The organism is Corynebacterium sp. HMSC034B08 (assembly GCF_001835805.1).
Classification (GTDB): domain Bacteria; phylum Actinomycetota; class Actinomycetes; order Mycobacteriales; family Mycobacteriaceae; genus Corynebacterium; species Corynebacterium coyleae.
On the sequence record NZ_KV825952.1, the window covers coordinates 22375 to 36606 of the forward strand.

Sequence of the window (14232 nt, forward strand, 5' to 3'; positions counted from 1 at the left end):
GGCGCCGTTTGGAGGCTAAAACTAGCCGGCGAGGACGACCGCGACCGCACTGCGGTTATTCGCGGCCTGCTCCGGAAGGCCGACGGCGCCCTCCGGGATGTCATTCTTCGCGCGGGCGGTGCCACCGACGCGGCGGGCGATGTCGGCAGCGACCTGCTCAGCACCCGGGGTAGCCGGGTCGAAGAACACGTAGGTCTCCGGGAAGATACCGTACTGCTGCTCAGGCATGTTCATCGTCGCAGCGTCCTGGGACTGATTAGCGACGTTGAACTGACCCTTAAGCTGGTCCGCCGTGCGATTAGCCAGGTCAGCGATGCCGGAGTTGTTGTAGACGAAGACCTGCGCGCTCGCATTGTCGAGCTGCGCGCCCTGCGGGGCCGGAGCCGGAGCCGGAGCCGGGGTCTCGGCGTTCGGGTCTTGCGCGTTGGGGTCCTGGGCCTGGTCGCCTTCGCGCTGTTCGGCGTTCGGGTCCTGCGGCGCGTTCGGATCCTGGGAGGCGTTGGGGTCCTGGGCGGCCTGGCCCTGGCCCTGGCCCTCGCCAGGCTGGGCCGCGGACGGGGCGGCCTCGGCGGTAGCGGAGGTGGAGGTTTCGGACGAGGCGGAGGATGCGGCGTTGTTGTCGTCGCCCTTCTGGGTCATCGCCCACAGGGCCCAGAGCAGCAGCAACGCAGCAACGGCGATAAGGATCATGGCGAGGCCACGGCGGGGCAGGCCGCCTTGGGCGGCAGCGGCGCCCGCGCCAGCACCGGCGCCGTCGGCGGTGACGGCGGTCGAGCCGGCACCAGCACCGGCACCGGCACCGGCGGCGTAGCCTGCGTACGCCTCGTCGTAGGCCTCGTCATAGTCATAGTCGGCGTCGTCGTCGCGACGGTGCGCGCCGCGGTATTCCTCGGCGGGTGCGTCGGTGGGGGTGTCGTCGATAATTTCGGCGTCGAGGGGCTCGTCGCCCACGTTGTCGTAGCGGGGGTCGTTGCCATACTGATCTTTAGTCACAGCAGCAACAATAGCCACACCTGGTGAGGGAAGGGAGGCAACACACCGGGTTAGGCGTCGCGAAGCCTTTGCAATCGCCGCACCAACTGAGGCTCCGCCGCAAGCGCCTCGGGATTATCCAAAAGGACGTTGAGGCGCTGGTAGTAGCGGATCGGCGTCATGCCAAGTTCAGCGCGGATGGCGTCCTCGCGCTTGCCGAGGGACCGCGGGGCGCGCGCGGCGAAACGGAGCACGGCGAGGTCGGTGTCGGAAAGCATGCCTAATATATTGGCATGACCATCCGACCCATCGTTATCCACGGCGACCCTGTGCTGCACGAACCAACCAAACAGGTCACGCAGCCCGTTGAGGAACTGCAGGAACTCATCGCCGACATGCACGAAACCATGGACGCCGCCCACGGTGTGGGCCTGGCCGCCAACCAGATTGGTGTGCCGCTGCGCCTGTTCGTCTACCACTGCCCCGACGGCGACACCATGCGCCGCGGCACCGTGATCAACCCGGTGCTGGAAACCTCCGAGATTCCGAAGACAATGCCTAGCGACGACGGCGAGGACGACGAAGGCTGCCTCTCCGTCCCGGGCTACTCCTGGCCGACCGGCCGCGCGGACTGGGCCAAAGTCACCGGCCTGGACGAGAACGGCAACCAGATCGAGGTGGAGGGCACCGGCTTCTTCGCCCGCTGCCTGCAGCACGAGGTCGGCCACCTGGACGGCTTCCTGTACACCGACGTACTCACCGGCCGTTACAAGAAGGAAGCGAAGCGCGAGATCCGCGACAAGGGCTGGCGCGAGCCGGGCAACACGTGGCTTCCAGGCACCGACGAGGATCCGTTCGGCCACTAACGCGGTATGATGTGCGGGACTGTCTATTTTTCCGGAGGCACCCATGCGCATCCCCGCCGTCATCGCCGCGACTGCGATCACGCTGACCACTCCCGCTGCGCCCGAAACGCCGCTCGAGCAGCTGCTTAGCGACGTCACCGAGACCCGCACCACCTCCCTGGAGGCCCTCAAGGAGGCCGATGGGGAGGACGAGGTCCGCGAGATCCTCACCGATTGGCGCAAGGACCTCATCGAGGCCGCCGACGACCTTGAGGAGCTTCGCGAGGACGCCGGCGACCTGACCGACGAGGAAGAAGCCGAGTTCGACGAGGCAGCCGACGCCCTCAAGGCCGAGCGCGCCGGTGTGCGTAAGTTGCGCTCGGAGCTTTTACTTAACGACGACACCGTTGTCCTCCCCTCCGCCCTCAAGGGCCTCGACGGCATTTTGGGCACCACCGCCTTCGACGCCTTCGAGCGCTCCGAGAACGGCGACGCCCGCATCATCTACGGCATCCCGGGCGGCAAGGAAGAGGCTGCCGCGTCGGAGGATGCGACTGCGGAGAAGGCTGGCGAGAAGGCTTCGGAGAAGGCTGCTGTTCCGGCAACCACGGTGTCGACCACCCCGAAGACCACGGTCCCGGCGACACCGAAGACTACTGCGTCGAAAACCACTGCACCGGAGGTCACTGAGTCGCTGAGCCTGCGCGCCGAGCGGATGCAGGACGAGACCACCACCTCGGAGACCACTGAGTCCACCACCAGCGAGACGACCAGCGAGACGACCACGACGAACACGTCGTCCGGCACCGAGACCACCACCAGTACGACTACCGGGCAGACCACAACCTCCGGCACTTCGTCGAGCACGACGTCTAGCGCGACCGCCACGACCTCGTCGTCTTCGTCTTCCTCTTCGTCGACGACGTCGGCGTCGGTGCTGCAGAACCGCACCACCTCGGCAACGTCGAGCACGACGCGTTCGACCACGTCCTCGTCGAGCACGTCGCGCACCACGACCAGCACCGATAACGAACGCGACGATGACCTCGCGGACACCGGCACCCCGATGCGTGGCCTGATCGGCCTGGGCGCACTTGCGCTGCTGGCCGGTGTGGCGTTTATGTTGCCGGGTGCGGGTAGGGCTCGTCGATAAGAAAATGTCGCGTATTTTTCGCTCGGATGACGTGGGGGTGGGTGACCGCGTCGTGGTCAGGCAGCGGCGCGGCGAGCACGCCAGCGACATCATCGGGCACGTCGTGTCGCTCGACCCGCTGGTGGTGCGGCCGCAGGAGGTTGGTGGCTTCCCGTCGTCGAAGGAGGCGATCGAGGTGGCCAACGTGCACATCATTAAGAAACTGTCGGCGAGGACGGTGCGCAACTCCGAGATCCGCGCGCTGGAGCGCCGCATCGCCGAGGACATCCCCACCACCGAAGAAGCCTGGGCCGAAGGGTGGCTCATGCGCACCGGCAAGACCGACGAGGCGAACTCGGCCGTACCGCTCGGGCCGTCCGCTGGCCTGCAACCAGTACCTATCGACGCCATCCGCGCCTTCTACCGCGAACGCAACCTGCCAGTACGGCTTATGATCCCGGAGCGGATCGGGAAACCCGCGCTGAAACTCCTCACCGACGAATGGACACTTGCGGAGGAGCAGGTGGCGTGGGTGGACGGTGAGGGATACGGGGTGTCGTCGATTAGCAATGTGCCCGAAGGAGCACTCGAACACCACCGTCGGCGGCTGGCGCTAGGCTAGGCGCATGCGAATCGCCACCTGGAACGTCAACTCCGTGCGCACCCGCGCCGAACGCATCGCCGCATTCCTCGAACGCAACGACGTAGACGTACTCGCGATGCAAGAAACCAAAACCGCAGACGCAACATTCCCCTACGCCACCTTCGAAGCCGCAGGCTACGAGGTCGCACACGTGGGCGTGAACCAGTGGAACGGCGTGGCCATCGCCTCGCGGGTGGGGTTGGACAACGTGCGCGACCACTTCGACGGCCAACCCGCATTTGCGAAGAAGGGCGAGCCCGAGGTGGAAGCGCGCGCGGTCGGCGCCAACTGCGGCGGCGTGGAAGTGTGGAGCCTGTACGTGCCCAACGGCCGCGAGATCGGCGACCCGCACTACGACTACAAACTGCAATTCCTGTGGTCCCTGGCGGAATCGGTGCGGCCCGGCGACCTGCAGGTATTCATGGGAGACTTCAACGTCGCACCCCGCGACGAAGACGTGTGGGACGTCGCCTGGTTCGAAGGCAAAACCCACGTCACCGAACCCGAGCGCGCCGCGTTCCAGATGCTGCTGGAGGCGGGGTTGTACGAAATTCGTCACGACAACCCCTACACGTTCTGGGACTACAAATCCGCGCGCTTCCAACACAACGAAGGCATGCTCATCGACTTCCAACTCGCCACTGCCCCCATGCGCGACCTAGTCAAACGCGCCTGGGTGGACGTCGACGAACGCCGCGGTAAAGGCGCATCCGACCACGCACCCGTGATCGTCGATTACGACACGCGCGGCCTCTCCTATAATGAGGTCCGATGAATATCGACCTCGGATGGTGGCAATTCGCCGCAATGGTCCTCGACTACGCCATCAAATTCGTCATGATCGGTGTGGTCCCAGGCGGCCGCAAGCCGTCGTCGGCAAATGCGTGGCTCCTGCTCATCCTGCTGCTGCCCGTCGTCGGGCTGCCGCTGTACCTCCTCATGGGCTCCACGTTCGTGTCGCGACGCCGCCACCGCATCCAAGTTGAAGCACGCCGACACATCGACGACACCAACCTCAACGTCGCCGACTTCCCCGCCGACGAAGAACTGCCCGACGTCACCACCTCCATCGTGCGCCTCAACCGCACCCTCACCGGCTACCCCGCCGTCCACGCCGACGTACGCGCACTCTGGACCGACTACCGCAAAACGATGCACCGCATGGCATCGCTCATCGACGACTCCACCTCCCACGTCAACATCGAAATCTACGCCGTAGCCTGGGACGACACCACCGACGTCGTCTTCCGCGCCATCGAACGAGCCGTCGTCCGCGGCGTCCACGTCCGCCTCCTCTTCGACCACATCGGCAGCCAAAAATACCCCGGGTTCCGGAAACTCAAACGCCGACTGACCGAAATCGGCGTCGACTGGCACATGATGCTGCCACTCGCCCCACACCGCGGCCGCTGGCGCCGCCCCGACCTACGCAACCACCGCAAACTCCTCGTCGTCGACTCACGCGTAGCCATGCTCGGATCCTTCAACCTCATCGACCGCTCCTACCTCGTCCGCCAACACGTGCGCGCCGGCCGCCAATGGGTCGACGCGTTTGTCGAACTCGAAGGCCCCATCGTCGCGTCCGCCGACTCCATGTTCGCCACAGACTGGTACACCGAATCTGGCGAGGTGATTGAGCAGGCGCCGGTGAGGGAGTCGTCGACAAGCAATGGCGTGCTCCAACTCGTCCCCTCCGGACCCGGATACCTCACCGAGCCGAACCTGCGCATGTTCGTGTCCATGATCCACAACGCAAAAACGCACGTCACGCTCTGTTCGCCCTACTTCGTACCCGACGACTCGCTGCTGGAAGCCATCACCTCCGCCTGCTACCGCGGCGTACACGTCGACCTCCTCGTCAGCGCCAAATCCGACCAATTCATGGTCCAACACGCCCAATCCGCCTACTACGAACAACTCCTCAAAGCCGGCGTGCGCATCTGGGAATTCCCCGCGCCATTCGTGCTCCACACCAAGTTCGTACTTATCGACGACGGCCTCCCCGGCTCCTCCGCCGTCGTCGGATCCTCCAACATGGACATCCGCTCCTTCAGCCTCAACTACGAATCCTCCCTCTTCGTCGCCTCCGGGACGCTGCTGCACATGCTGTCCGAACTCGGCACGTGTTATCTAGCCGTGTCGCGGGAGCTTACTTTGGAGCGGTGGGATCAGCGGCCCTGGTACAGGCGCTACATCGACAACGTGATGAAACTGACCTCCGCCCTGCAGTAGGGGGTTTGGGCTGGGTGCGTGGGGTGGCTGGGTGGCCCTTGCGTCGCTTCCCCGCCCGGCCCCTTTAACGCAAACGGCATATCCTGCACGGTACATTTCGCTAATTTTCCGCGGAATGCGCCGTGTTAGATGTGCCGTTTGGCTAAGTTTGGTGCCTCACCACGCGGGCAGAGCCTCAACCGACGCCGGGCCGATCTTCTCCGAACGGCGCTTTGCCTCAACAATGCGACGAAGAACTTTCTCCTCATTCGCCCAAACTTCTGTAGGCGTGATGCGGATGATCCAGTACCCCGCCTCCCGAAGCTGGTTTTCACGACGAATGTGCTGTTGAGCAGCACGCGCCGCATCCTGCTCAAACTTGACGGAACCGTCCACCTCAATGATCAACTGGCCCCAAAGCAAATCCACCCGGTAGTTGCCGATCCGCATCTGCTCCTGGGCCACCACACCAACGCGGCGAAGCAGAAGGCGCACGAGGGTTTCATACGGAGACTCCGACAGCATCGACAATTGCCTAAACGCCTCTCGGGCCTGTTCAATGCCGCGGTTACCGCTAAGGCGGTGGATTGTTTCCTCCAGCTCAGTGTGGATGCCCCCCTTGAACGCGTCGAGTTTCCCGAAGAACAGGCTGTCCATCGCGACCACGCCTTCTTTCACGCCGTGCCACCGAGCAATGTCGACTGCCGTGCGCACCGGGGTCGTGAGTTTCACCTCGTCGTTCTGGCCTAACGCGGTGATGTCCATGCCTGGTACGACGATTCGTCGATAGGTAACGCCCGAAGGACGCTGCGAGTGTCGGGGAACGCGCCCCTTCGGGTTTGCCATCTCCACCTCAAACGTGCGGGGCAGAACCCACATTCCGTGCGCCGTCGCCGCAGCACGTCCCACCAGTATCGACGTGTGTGCCGCCGCCCCCGCTGCCCAGCACCGTAGGAATTGTTGTTCGTGGGGCTTCAGTTTTACCCATTCCGTGCGCGCGATAAACCTTGTCGACGACAGCTTCACACAAACTTGTTCAGCAGCCTTGCCGCGTCCAACTAGTTTCCCCACCAAATCTTGTCTAATCATGTTGCCCCCTCCCCGAGACGCGCTTGAGTGTAGCGCAGTAGGGTGCGGCGCGGGGTGTCTCAAAGCTAAACGGCGCATCCTGCACGGTACATTTCGCTAATTTTCGACGAAATGCGCCGTGTAGGATGCGCCGTTTGCGGGAGGTGGCGCGCCGGGGTGGCGGCGCCAACGCGGCGCCAGCGCGGCGGCGCCAACGCGGCACCGGCGGCACCAGCGCGGAACCCCTACGCGTCGCGGGACTCGAGCGCCACCAGGCCCGCGATCCAGAGCCCCACCGCCCACACGGCGAAGACCAGCAGCGATACGCCGAGGCCCCAGTGGCCGTTGGGCTGGTTGACCATGAAGGAGGTGAGGTTGCCGAAGGGCAGGAACTTGGCCACGTCGGCACCGAAGCGCGGGATGAAGCCGACGATGGTTTCTACCAGCAGCATCATGCTGATGCAGGCCACGATGGTGCCGGAGGTGTTGCGCACCAGCCAGCCGACGCCCTGGGTGAACATGGTGATCAGCGCCATGCCGAGGGGGACGGCCCAGAGGGCGCGTTGGGTGGCGGGGTTGGAGGTCCAGTTGGCGGGGACGGAGGCGGTGAGGTCGCCAAGAATGAAGGCGAGCACCAGCGCGACCAGCGCCACGACAGCGGCCAATACGGCCCCGAGCAGCACCTTCGCCACGGCGAGTTGCCAGCGTTGGGCGACGACGCGGAAGTTGGTGGCGGGGATGCCGTAGCGGTATTCGGTGGTGACGGTCATGGCGGCCTGCACGATCACGATGATGGCGATGGTGGTGGCCACGGATGCGATGACGGTCAGGGGCGCGTAGGGCATGCCGCTGGTGCGGGAGGCGTAGCCGAATAGGAGGCCGTAGAGGGCGGAGATGACCAGGGTGATGCCGGTGGTCCAGAAGAAGGATGCGGTGGTGCGCAGTTTGGTCCACTCGGCTTGGATGAGGTTATGCATTGGGGGCCTCCGCGGATACGTACTGGGCTTGGTCTTGGGTGCTGTGCATGTAGGCCTCTTCGAGGGAGGCGCGGCGTTCGGTGAGTTCGGCGAGTTGGATGCCGGCTGCGAAGGCGAGGGCGCCGATGTCGTCGGAGGTGCGGTCGGCGATTTCGAGTGTCGCGCGCCCTTCACTATCGACGACGCGCCTAAACGGCACCCCACCCAACGCCGCTTCGAGCGCTTGCGTGTCTGCGGCGCGCACCACGGTGGTCACGCCGGAGTTGTTACGGATGAATTCGGCGACGGAGGTGTCGGCGACGAGGCGGCCGCGGCCGATGATGATGAGGTTGTCGGCGGTTTGGGCCATCTCGGCGAGGAGGTGGGAGGACACGAGCACGGTGCGGCCCTCCGCTGCCAGGGACTTCAGTAGGCCGCGGACCCAGCGGATGCCGGCGGGGTCGAGGCCGTTGACGGGTTCGTCGAGGATGAGGTATTCGGGGTCGCCGAGCAGTGCGGCGGCGATGCCGAGGCGTTGGCCCATGCCGAGGGAGAATCCGCCGACGCGTTTGCTGGCGGCGTCGGTGAGGCCGACGAGGTCGAGGACTTCGTCGACACGCTTGCGCGCAATGCCGGCTGCCTGGGCTTGCCAGAGCAGGGTGGCGCGTGCGGACCGGTTGGGGTGGACCCCTTTGGCGTCGAGGAGGGCGCCGACTTTGCGGGTGGGGTTGGGGATGTTGCGGTAGGGGGTGCCGTCGATAAGCGAATGGCCCGAGGTGGGCTTATCCAACCCCAGGATCATGCGCATGGTGGTGGATTTGCCGGCGCCGTTGGGGCCGAGGAAGCCGGTGACCACACCGGGTTTGACCGTGAAGGTGAGGTCATCGACGGCTTGGACGGAGCCGTAGCGTTTCGTCAGTCCTTGGACTTCAATCATGCGGTTTAGTATGCACCATCGCGCGCGCAAGCACTGTGTCTAGGGAGGCGGCGAAGGCGGGGTGCAGCGGAAAATCGCGCAACGTGTCCAGGGGAACCCAGCGCAGTTCCTCGGATTCTTCGTTGGGGGTGGTGGGCAGGGGCTCGTCGCAAAGCGCGAGCACTGTTGTGTAGGACCAGTTGGGGAACTCCGCAGTGCGCAGCGTATCGACGACCGCCACCTCCCCGGGGTCAATCGCACACTCCTCCACCGACTCGCGGATGGCGGCCTCGGCGGGGGTTTCGTGCGAATCGATCGCGCCGCCGGGGATACCCCACGTGTCGCCCTGAGCGGTCCAGGCGGCGCGGTGTTGCAGCAGCACACGCGCGTTTTCGCCGGTCCCCGCGATAAGGAAGAGGCCAGCGGCCCCGTGAAGACCCCAGAATTTTGTGCCGTTGGGTGCGGTGACCCAGCCGTTTCCGTCGCCAAGCATGCCCCCACTGTAGGTGGAAGCGGTTATTATTGCGGAATGGTAATGCGGGCGACGGCCTCGGCTGCGGGGCTGGAGGAGACGAGCGCGGACGCATGGCTCGATGAGCTGGAGCCGCGCCGCGAACGTGCCCGCTTCTTGCAGGGGCGGCTTGTGCGGCCGATGGCGATGGGGCGCCGGGGCAAGGCGTTTCTACAGACCACGCCCGGCAAGTTGATCGTGGTGATGGTGGTGCTGACCACCTCGATGCTGGCGGCCGGGCTGTCCATGAGCCAGTCCATGTCGCTGCGCAACCAGTCGCTGGACACGGTGCTGAATGCCACGGAGCCGATGAGTGCGGCGGCGCACGTGCTGTCCACGTCGCTGCTGCGGGCGGATACGATCGCCGCGGGGTCCTACGTGCAGGCGGGGCCTATGTCGGAGGACGACATGCGCACGTATACGGCGGCGCTGGACCAGGCGGTCAGTTCCGCCTCCGAGATTTACAAGGGCGCGGTGGAGGCCGATTCTGCCTCGAGCCGGGAGATCGAGGACCTGGTGATTAACATCCAGCGCGACCTGCCAGTCTACAGCGGCCTGAACGCGCGGGCGCAGGTGAACCAACGCATGGGCAACCCGGTGGGCGTGGCGTACATGTCGCAGGCCAGTGCGATTATGCGTACGCGGATGCTGTCGGCGGCGCAGGAGATCAATACGCTCACCCGCCAGGACGTTGCCGACGAGATGCGCCGACTGTCCCAACCGCAGTGGGTGACCCTGTCCGGCTTCCTGGCGGCGCTGGGGTTCCTGTTGCTGGCGCAGTGGTGGCTGTGGCTGACGTTCCGCCGCCGTTTCAACCGCGGATTCCTCGCCGCCACGCTGGCGCTGCTCATCGCGATCAGTTGGGCCGGGGTGTCTAACTTCCAGTCTTGGCGCTCCGGTTCCGTGGCGTACGCGCGGGCGGCGCAGCCCTGGGAGGAACTCACTGCGGCGCGCATCGACGCCCTGGAGACCCGCACCGACGAAACCTTCGCGTTGCTGCGCCGCGAAACCGCCGCCCAGTCCGCCCGCGACTTCACCGAGACCTACTCGTCGGTCGCCGGCGCGGTGCATACGGCGGAGGATTACGGCATGAACAAGCAGCTTATCGACGACTCCCGCTCCCACCTCAACGCTTGGTCCAACGAACACGCCGAACTGGTCGGGGCGCTGAACTCCGGCAGTTACGACCAGGCCGCGGCGCTGCTGAGCACGCGTAGCGACGCCGACGGCGAGGCCTCCTTCCGTGGCCTCGACGGGTCCCTGGCGGAACTGATTGCGTCCTCGAGGGAGAACACGCGGTTGTACATTGCGGAGTCGTTGGACGCGACCCGGCGCGTCTCCGCCGCCGTGGCGCTGCTGTCTGTGCTGGCAGTGGTGTGTATCTGGTGGGGCATCCGCCGCAGGTTGGGTGAGTACCTATGATGCGCGCTCGGTTCGGCTCGCGTGTGGTTGCGGCATGTGCGGTGGCGGCGCTTGCGGTGCCGTCGTTGGTGGCGTGCGCCGGTGGGGAGGGCCACGAGGGGAAGGTATCGGCGACGATCGAAACGCCGTCGCCGACCCGCGAGATGGTGCCGCTGCCGCCGGGCGCCCAGTTGGATCCGGCGGCCGGTCCCCCGGCGGATCCGTTCACGCCGGACGAGTTCGAGTGGGAGGGGTCGTTGGACCCGCGCGGGGGTGCTGGAAGTGAAGCGGACGGTGCTGAGGAGGAGGCCCCGAAGCCGAACGTGGAGCGCATCCGCCAGCGCGGCCGCATCATCGTCGGCATCGACCAGTCTTTGTACCTGCTGTCCTACCGCGACACGGACTCCGGCAAGTTGCGCGGGCTCGAGGTGGACCTGGCGCGGGCGATCGCCCACGACATCTTCGAGGACGATCAGGACCTGCGCGTCGATTTCCGCTTCGTCGATTCGGCGGCCCGCACGGAGGCGCTTAACTCGGGTGAGGTGGACATCATTATCCGGACGATGTCGATTACGCCCGAGCGGACTGAGGTGATTGAGTTTTCTACGCCGTACCTGACGTCGTCGGTAAGAGTGCTCGTGCCCAAGGACCGCGACGTGAATAGCTTGGAGGACCTCGCCGGGCGCACCGCCTGCATCGTCGACGGGACAAACCTGCTGCGTATCGCCAAAACCTACGTGCCGGACTCGAACATTTTGCGCACCCGCTCCTGGTCGGATTGCCTGATGGCGGTGCAGCAGTTTAGGGCGGAGGCGATCGTGGCGGATGATGCGATCCTCGCCGGGCTGGCCGCGCAGGACCCCCACACGACCATTCTGGACGGCGCGTTTGCCACCCAGTACTACGGCGTCGGCGTGGCCAAGGGCCAGGACGATCTGGTGCGGAAGGTCAACGCCACCCTGGAGCGGATGCGTAACGACGGCTCCTGGTACACCCTCTACAACACCTGGCTCGGCGGGTCTATAGCTGAATCCTCACCGCCGCCGCTGCGGTACCGGAAGGAGGACAACGATGGCTAAGCCACACGACCACGACGACGTCCAGCCCACCGAGGCGGTCGCCTTCGACCCCTTCGCAGATGATGAACCAGGCACCGAAGCCGTCGCCTTCGACCCGTTCGCGGACGATGACGATCTTGACGACGACTCCGACGCCGCATACGCCGGCCTCGGCGAAATGGCCGGACTACTCAAAGACCTGGATAAGTTGCGTAAGGGTTCGGGGCGCGAGGATACGTCGCAACGCTCGCGCCAAGCGGCGCTGGACACCTTCCGCGAGCGCCGCGGCACCCGGCGCGCCAGCCGCATCATCGCCGACGGCATGGTGGAGCTGCCGTGGGTGGAGCCAACCGAACCTCGCGAGGCGCTGATCGACCCGGAGCCAGCCGTGGTGAAGAAGGGCATTGCGCCGCCGGTGCTGCACCCCGGCGACATCGTGGCTGGCCAGTACGAGATCACCGGCGTGATCGCGCACGGCGGCATGGGCTGGATCTACCTCGCGCAGGACCACTACGTGGCCGGGCGCGTGGTGGTGCTCAAGGGCCTGCACTCCACCGACAACCCCGACGAGGCCGCGGCCGCCGAGGCGGAGCGCGAGTTCCTGGCGGACATCACCCACCCCGGGATTGTGAAAATCTTCAACTTTATCGACGACCCCCGCGTCCCCGGGGGCTTCACCGTCATGGAGTACGTGGGTGGGCCGTCGCTCAGGGCGAGAAGGAATTCGTCGCCAAGCGGAGTGCTCGAACCCGACATCGCCATCGCCTACATCCTGGAAGTGCTGCCCGCGCTGGATTATCTGCACTCGCGCGGGGTGGTGTACAACGACCTGAAGCCCGACAACATCATTGTCACCGAAGACCAGGTGAAACTCATCGACATGGGCGCGGTGTCCGGCATCGGCGCCTACGGGTTCATTTACGGCACGAAGGGGTTCCAGGCGCCCGAAGTGGCCACGGAGGGCCCGTCGATCGCGTCCGATATTTACACGGTGGGGCGCACACTCGCCTCGCTCGTGGTGGACCTGCCGCAAACCGACGGCATCTACGACCCCGGCCTACCCACGCCCACCGACGAGCCACTCTTCCGCCAGTACACCTCCCTGTACCGGCTGCTCGCGCGGTGCTGCAACGAAAACCCCGCGCGGAGGTTTGATAGCGTCTCCGAACTGGAAAGCCAGCTCCTCGGCGTACTACGCGAGGTCGTGGCGGTTCACGACGGCCGCACCTACCCCGCCCAACACTCCCTCTTCTCCCCGCAGCGCCGTACCTTTGGCACCAAACACCTGGTGTTCCGCACCGACCAACTCATCGACGGCATCTCCCGCACCGTCGACATCACCCCGCAAGAAGTCGTCGCCGCACTCCCCTCCCCGCTGATCAACCGTGACGACGTCGGCGCCGCCATGCTCCAAGGCTCCTCCTACGCCGAACCGCGCGAAACCCTGGAAACCCTGCGCCAAGCCATGACCACCCCGCAATACGAACACTCCGTGGAAATCCCGTTCGGCGTCGTGCGCACCATGATCGACCTCGGCCTCACCTCCCAAGCCCGCTCCTGGCTCCTCACCCTCCAGGACCGCTTCGGCGACACCTGGCGCTTCTCCTGGTACTCCGGCGTCGTAGAAATGCTGCTCGGCGACTTCCCCACCGCCACCCGCTCCTTCTCCGAAGTGCTCAACCAACTCCCCGGCGAGGCCGCCCCCAAACTCGCACTCGCCGCCGTCTCCGAGTTGTTGCTGCAAGAGCGAGGCCTCCAAGAGCAATCGCTTATCGACGACTCCCTCGCCCGCACCGCCACCAACCTCGAACACCCCCTCTCCAACGTCCCCACCACCGTGCTTCGCGCCATGGTGGAAAACGGCCAAATGGACCCCACCTGGACCGTCACCGCCCTCGAACCCGGCGCGCTACGCTTCCACGCGATCCGGCTGTACTCCCTGGTGTGGCTCACTAACCCCACCACCGTCTCCTCCGCCTTCGGACTCGCCCGCATGCTCATGCGCGAAGGGGAAACCGATTTGGCGTTGCGGGCCCTGGACAAGGTGCCCAACGCCTCGCGCCACTCCCGCATGGCCCAACTCACCGCCATCCTCTACCTGGTCCTACCCGTCGCAGGCACCGGCGCCGACCCCACCGAAGCGCAAATCCGGGAGGCCGCCGCCCGCCTCGACCAGATCCCCACCACCGAGCCACGCTTCCTGCAGATCAAGACCGCCGTCCTCGACGCCGCCCTGCACTACCTGGTCACCGAAGGCTCCGCCAACACCCCCACCCTTTTCGAATACTCCTTCACCGAACGCGAAATCCGCCACGGCCTCGCCCAGACCCTGCGTGCCCAGGCCCGCGTCGCCCCCTACGCCCAGCACCGCTACGCGCTTGTGGACATGGCGAACAAGGTCCGCCCCGCCACCTGGTTCTGAGGGTGGTGGCTGGTGGGGCCGGTGGGGCCGGTCAAAAGCTAAACGGCGCATCCTACACGGCATATTTCGCTGATTTTCGACGAAATGCACCGTGTAG

Annotated in this window: 14 protein-coding genes; 8 read left to right on the top strand and 6 right to left on the bottom strand. The window is 65.5% G+C overall.

Going from position 1 to position 14232, the window contains the following annotated elements; all coding sequences use genetic code 11:
* Positions 1 to 21: 21 nt before the first annotated feature.
* The gene (locus HMPREF2656_RS04985) at positions 22 to 993 is read right to left on the bottom strand and encodes a LytR C-terminal domain-containing protein (protein ID WP_070816013.1); all 972 of its coding nucleotides are present in this window, start codon (positions 991 to 993) and stop codon (positions 22 to 24) included.
* 50 nt (positions 994 to 1043) lie between these two features.
* Positions 1044 to 1250 (bottom strand): DUF3263 domain-containing protein, encoded by a 207-nt coding sequence (locus tag HMPREF2656_RS04990; RefSeq protein ID WP_070422446.1) that lies wholly within the window; start codon positions 1248 to 1250, stop codon positions 1044 to 1046.
* A 15-nt stretch (positions 1251 to 1265) separates the two neighbouring features.
* Here HMPREF2656_RS04990 and HMPREF2656_RS04995 point away from each other — a divergent pair, with 15 nt between their 5' ends.
* From HMPREF2656_RS04995 to cls, 5 genes are read left to right on the top strand one after another with little or no spacing between them, the layout of a single operon-like run.
* The gene (locus HMPREF2656_RS04995; protein WP_070816014.1) at positions 1266 to 1838 is read left to right on the top strand and encodes a peptide deformylase; all 573 of its coding nucleotides are present in this window, start codon (positions 1266 to 1268) and stop codon (positions 1836 to 1838) included.
* 43 nt (positions 1839 to 1881) lie between these two features.
* The gene (locus HMPREF2656_RS05000; RefSeq protein ID WP_070816015.1) at positions 1882 to 2970 is read left to right on the top strand and encodes a hypothetical protein; all 1089 of its coding nucleotides are present in this window, start codon (positions 1882 to 1884) and stop codon (positions 2968 to 2970) included.
* 4 nt (positions 2971 to 2974) lie between these two features.
* Positions 2975 to 3571, top strand: coding sequence for a GNAT family N-acetyltransferase, cg3035/Rv0428c family (locus HMPREF2656_RS05005; RefSeq protein WP_070816016.1), 597 nt, complete (start codon positions 2975 to 2977; stop codon positions 3569 to 3571).
* 4 nt (positions 3572 to 3575) lie between these two features.
* Positions 3576 to 4367, top strand: a complete 792-nt coding sequence (locus HMPREF2656_RS05010) for an exodeoxyribonuclease III (protein WP_070816017.1) — start codon at positions 3576 to 3578, stop codon at positions 4365 to 4367.
* Positions 4364 to 5824 carry a cardiolipin synthase gene (gene cls, locus HMPREF2656_RS05015; RefSeq protein WP_070816018.1) on the top strand — a complete coding sequence of 487 codons (1461 nt, stop codon included), beginning with the start codon at positions 4364 to 4366 and terminating at the stop codon, positions 5822 to 5824. The genes HMPREF2656_RS05010 and cls overlap by 4 nt, the downstream gene beginning before the upstream one ends.
* A 156-nt stretch (positions 5825 to 5980) precedes the next feature.
* Here the strand turns inward: cls and HMPREF2656_RS12465 are convergent, their stop codons facing one another.
* The 4 genes from HMPREF2656_RS12465 to HMPREF2656_RS05035 form a co-directional block, all read right to left on the bottom strand.
* Complete coding sequence (locus HMPREF2656_RS12465) at positions 5981 to 6892, bottom strand: endonuclease domain-containing protein (protein WP_168167539.1); 912 nt, start codon at positions 6890 to 6892, stop codon at positions 5981 to 5983.
* 224 nt (positions 6893 to 7116) lie between these two features.
* Positions 7117 to 7848 carry an ABC transporter permease gene (locus HMPREF2656_RS05025; RefSeq protein ID WP_070816020.1) on the bottom strand — a complete coding sequence of 244 codons (732 nt, stop codon included), beginning with the start codon at positions 7846 to 7848 and terminating at the stop codon, positions 7117 to 7119.
* Positions 7841 to 8764, bottom strand: a complete 924-nt coding sequence (locus HMPREF2656_RS05030; RefSeq protein ID WP_070482304.1) for an ABC transporter ATP-binding protein — start codon at positions 8762 to 8764, stop codon at positions 7841 to 7843. The genes HMPREF2656_RS05025 and HMPREF2656_RS05030 overlap by 8 nt, the downstream gene beginning before the upstream one ends.
* Entirely contained in the window at positions 8757 to 9236 is a 480-nt protein-coding gene (locus tag HMPREF2656_RS05035; protein ID WP_070422437.1) for an NUDIX hydrolase, read from the bottom strand. The genes HMPREF2656_RS05030 and HMPREF2656_RS05035 overlap by 8 nt, the downstream gene beginning before the upstream one ends.
* A gap of 42 nt (positions 9237 to 9278) precedes the next feature.
* Between HMPREF2656_RS05035 and HMPREF2656_RS05040 the strand changes: the two genes are divergently transcribed.
* The 3 genes from HMPREF2656_RS05040 to HMPREF2656_RS05050 are packed head-to-tail and all read left to right on the top strand — an operon-like array spanning position 9279 to position 14135.
* Positions 9279 to 10676, top strand: coding sequence for a hypothetical protein (locus HMPREF2656_RS05040; RefSeq protein ID WP_083279425.1), 1398 nt, complete (start codon positions 9279 to 9281; stop codon positions 10674 to 10676).
* Positions 10673 to 11734 (top strand): glutamate ABC transporter substrate-binding protein, encoded by a 1062-nt coding sequence (locus tag HMPREF2656_RS05045; protein WP_246825120.1) that lies wholly within the window; start codon positions 10673 to 10675, stop codon positions 11732 to 11734. The genes HMPREF2656_RS05040 and HMPREF2656_RS05045 overlap by 4 nt, the downstream gene beginning before the upstream one ends.
* Positions 11727 to 14135 (top strand): serine/threonine protein kinase, encoded by a 2409-nt coding sequence (locus HMPREF2656_RS05050; RefSeq protein ID WP_070816021.1) that lies wholly within the window; start codon positions 11727 to 11729, stop codon positions 14133 to 14135. Before HMPREF2656_RS05045 ends, HMPREF2656_RS05050 begins: the two co-directional genes overlap by 8 nt.
* Positions 14136 to 14232 lie beyond the last annotated feature (97 nt).

What these genes read in the sequence shown, in the direction of transcription:
- HMPREF2656_RS05045 (WP_246825120.1), top strand. Translation starts at nt 10,673, where the DNA reads ATGATGCGCGCTCGGTTCGGCTCGCGTGTGGTTGCGGCATGTGCGGTG.
- cls (WP_070816018.1), top strand. Translation starts at nt 4,364, where the DNA reads ATGAATATCGACCTCGGATGGTGGCAATTCGCCGCAATGGTCCTCGAC.
- HMPREF2656_RS05040 (WP_083279425.1), top strand. Translation starts at nt 9,279, where the DNA reads ATGCGGGCGACGGCCTCGGCTGCGGGGCTGGAGGAGACGAGCGCGGAC.
- HMPREF2656_RS04990 (WP_070422446.1), bottom strand. Translation starts at nt 1,250, where the DNA reads ATGCTTTCCGACACCGACCTCGCCGTGCTCCGTTTCGCCGCGCGCGCC.
- HMPREF2656_RS05050 (WP_070816021.1), top strand. Translation starts at nt 11,727, where the DNA reads ATGGCTAAGCCACACGACCACGACGACGTCCAGCCCACCGAGGCGGTC.
- HMPREF2656_RS05035 (WP_070422437.1), bottom strand. Translation starts at nt 9,236, where the DNA reads ATGCTTGGCGACGGAAACGGCTGGGTCACCGCACCCAACGGCACAAAA.
- HMPREF2656_RS05000 (WP_070816015.1), top strand. Translation starts at nt 1,882, where the DNA reads ATGCGCATCCCCGCCGTCATCGCCGCGACTGCGATCACGCTGACCACT.
- HMPREF2656_RS05005 (WP_070816016.1), top strand. Translation starts at nt 2,975, where the DNA reads ATGTCGCGTATTTTTCGCTCGGATGACGTGGGGGTGGGTGACCGCGTC.
- HMPREF2656_RS12465 (WP_168167539.1), bottom strand. Translation starts at nt 6,892, where the DNA reads ATGATTAGACAAGATTTGGTGGGGAAACTAGTTGGACGCGGCAAGGCT.
- HMPREF2656_RS04995 (WP_070816014.1), top strand. Translation starts at nt 1,266, where the DNA reads ATGACCATCCGACCCATCGTTATCCACGGCGACCCTGTGCTGCACGAA.
- HMPREF2656_RS05030 (WP_070482304.1), bottom strand. Translation starts at nt 8,764, where the DNA reads ATGATTGAAGTCCAAGGACTGACGAAACGCTACGGCTCCGTCCAAGCC.
- HMPREF2656_RS05010 (WP_070816017.1), top strand. Translation starts at nt 3,576, where the DNA reads ATGCGAATCGCCACCTGGAACGTCAACTCCGTGCGCACCCGCGCCGAA.
- HMPREF2656_RS05025 (WP_070816020.1), bottom strand. Translation starts at nt 7,848, where the DNA reads ATGCATAACCTCATCCAAGCCGAGTGGACCAAACTGCGCACCACCGCA.